Below are 2,036 nucleotides of genomic sequence, written 5' to 3' on the forward strand. Positions count from 1 at the left end.
GAAGCGGCGTGGCCGTGGTCATCGGGGTCCTCGGCGGCATCGCCGGCCTGTTCGCCGTGCTGGTCGTGCTCGCCGCCGCGGTGAGCTCCTTCGCCGACAGGGACAGGACCTCCCCCATCGCCCTGCCCACCTACACGCCGCCCACCTTCGACGAGCCCGAACGCCCCACCGAGCCCAGCCGTACCGACGACCGGTCCGATCCTCCGAACCGGCAAGATCAGGAGACGGACTCGACGGACTCGGCCCAGCGCTCCCGCCCCGCCCTGAACCGGTCGTTGCAGAACAACACCCTCTACCGCGCGGGCGGGCTGCCCACGATCAACTGCCCCGGCGGCGGCGCGAGCATCTACAACCACGCCCAGCTCAAGGCGCTGATCCTCAAGACGTCACGGTGCATGGACCGGGTGTGGTCACAGGTCCTCACGAAGCAGGGCATCAGGTGGCACCGCCCCGGCTACGCCATCGCGGCCAGGAGCGGCCGGGGCGCCTGCGGCGACTACCCCTCCCCCGGCAGCATCGTGCCGTACTACTGCCCGCGCAACACCACGATCTACGCCTCCACCTCGGCGATGGCGCGCGGGTCCGGCAACTCCCAGGGGTACGGCCAGACGACGTCCTGGCATGGCGGGATCATCAGCATGATGGCCCACGAGTACGGCCACCATGTCCAGCACCTGTCCGGGCTGAGCGACTCATGGTGGACCAAGACCCTCGCCTCCACCAGCAACAGCGGCAAGCTGGCGCTGAGCCGTCGCTTCGAGTTGCAGGCCACCTGCTTCGCCGGGATGTTCATGCGGGCGGCCTCCGCCACGTACCCGGTGCCGCCCTCGCGCCGCCGCGTTCTGTACTTCTTCCATTCCCGGGTGGGCGACTGGCCGGGCAGGCCCCGCGATCACGGGTCGCCGCCGAACAACGGCAGGTGGTTCCGGCAGGGCTATGAGAAGAACAAGGCGTTCCAGTGCAACACGTGGCTGGCGCCGCCCAACACAACCTCGTAGATTAATGGGCTATTCATGAGTGCTTAGCCATCTGTCGGTGTTGTCCAGGTACGGGGCGTAGAATCCAGGACAATTCCCGGACAGCGGGGGACCAAGGACAGGTCTGGCCTGGTCAAGCATCCAACCGGACGATGACCCGGCCGCCCAGCCGGGCCGGTGGGGCCGGCCCAGATCACATGACGACGAGGGAGCGGTGTGACGATGCGCCATGGGCAGTCATCGGGGGATCCCGCGGACGACGGCGGGAAACGGCGCCCCCGGCGGCGACCTACCGGCGGACGGCAACGCGCGCAGCGTCCCGCTCCCGGAGCCCAGCCCGGCGGGCAGGGCGAACCCCCGGAGACCGGCCAGTTCAGCATGCCCCCCGGGGCGCTCGACGAGAAGGACCATCGCCCCGGCCCGGGCGACCCGCCCCCTTCAGACGCGCCCGACACGGGCACCATGTGGGCGGTCGGGCGCGAGGAAGAGGGCGTGCCCGGGAAGGGCGGCGACGGCCCACCGGGCCGCGGGGCGAGCGGCCGCCCGGTCGGCCCCAGCGAACCGACGGTCGCGGTCCGCCGCCCGTCGCGTGGCCCCGGCGGAGAGGCCGGACACGAAGACGCCCGGGGGCAGGACGGCCGCCGCGGCCGCGGCCCCGCAGGAAACGCCCAAGGCCCCGGCACCGGATTCCCACCAGGCCCGGGCCACCCGGAAGGCGCATACCCCGACGCCGGACGCGCGGGAGGGCCAGGCCGCCCGGAAGGCGCGGATACGGCCGGGCCAGGCGGTAGAGGCACCAGACACGCAAGCGCGACCGGCGGCCTGGGAGCGGTAGGCCCGGGCACCCAGCATGCCGCAGGGCACGGGCCACGCGCGGAGGCGGGAGCACCTGGCGGTGCCGGGCGGGCAGTAGGCCAGGGCGGCGCGGGAGCCTCTGGAGGCGGTGGGCGTACTGGTGGCAGAGGCCGCGGGCGCAGGAGAGGCCCCGGCGGCCCCGGGGGGAGGGGCCCCGCTCGTCCAGATGGGTCAGGGCCGGCAGGTGCCGGTGGTGCCGGTGGT

Annotated in this window: 1 protein-coding gene; it reads left to right on the plus strand. The window is 73.0% G+C overall.

Annotation, left to right across the window (positions count from 1 at the left end; genetic code table 11):
- A partial coding sequence (locus tag C1I98_RS38300) for a neutral zinc metallopeptidase (protein ID WP_111172114.1) occupies window positions 1-998 on the plus strand: 998 nt, incomplete at its 5' end.
- Between the last annotated feature and the right edge of the window lie 1,038 nt (window positions 999-2,036).

Source organism: Spongiactinospora gelatinilytica (genome assembly GCF_003236385.1).
GTDB lineage: Bacteria > Actinomycetota > Actinomycetes > Streptosporangiales > Streptosporangiaceae > Spongiactinospora > Spongiactinospora gelatinilytica.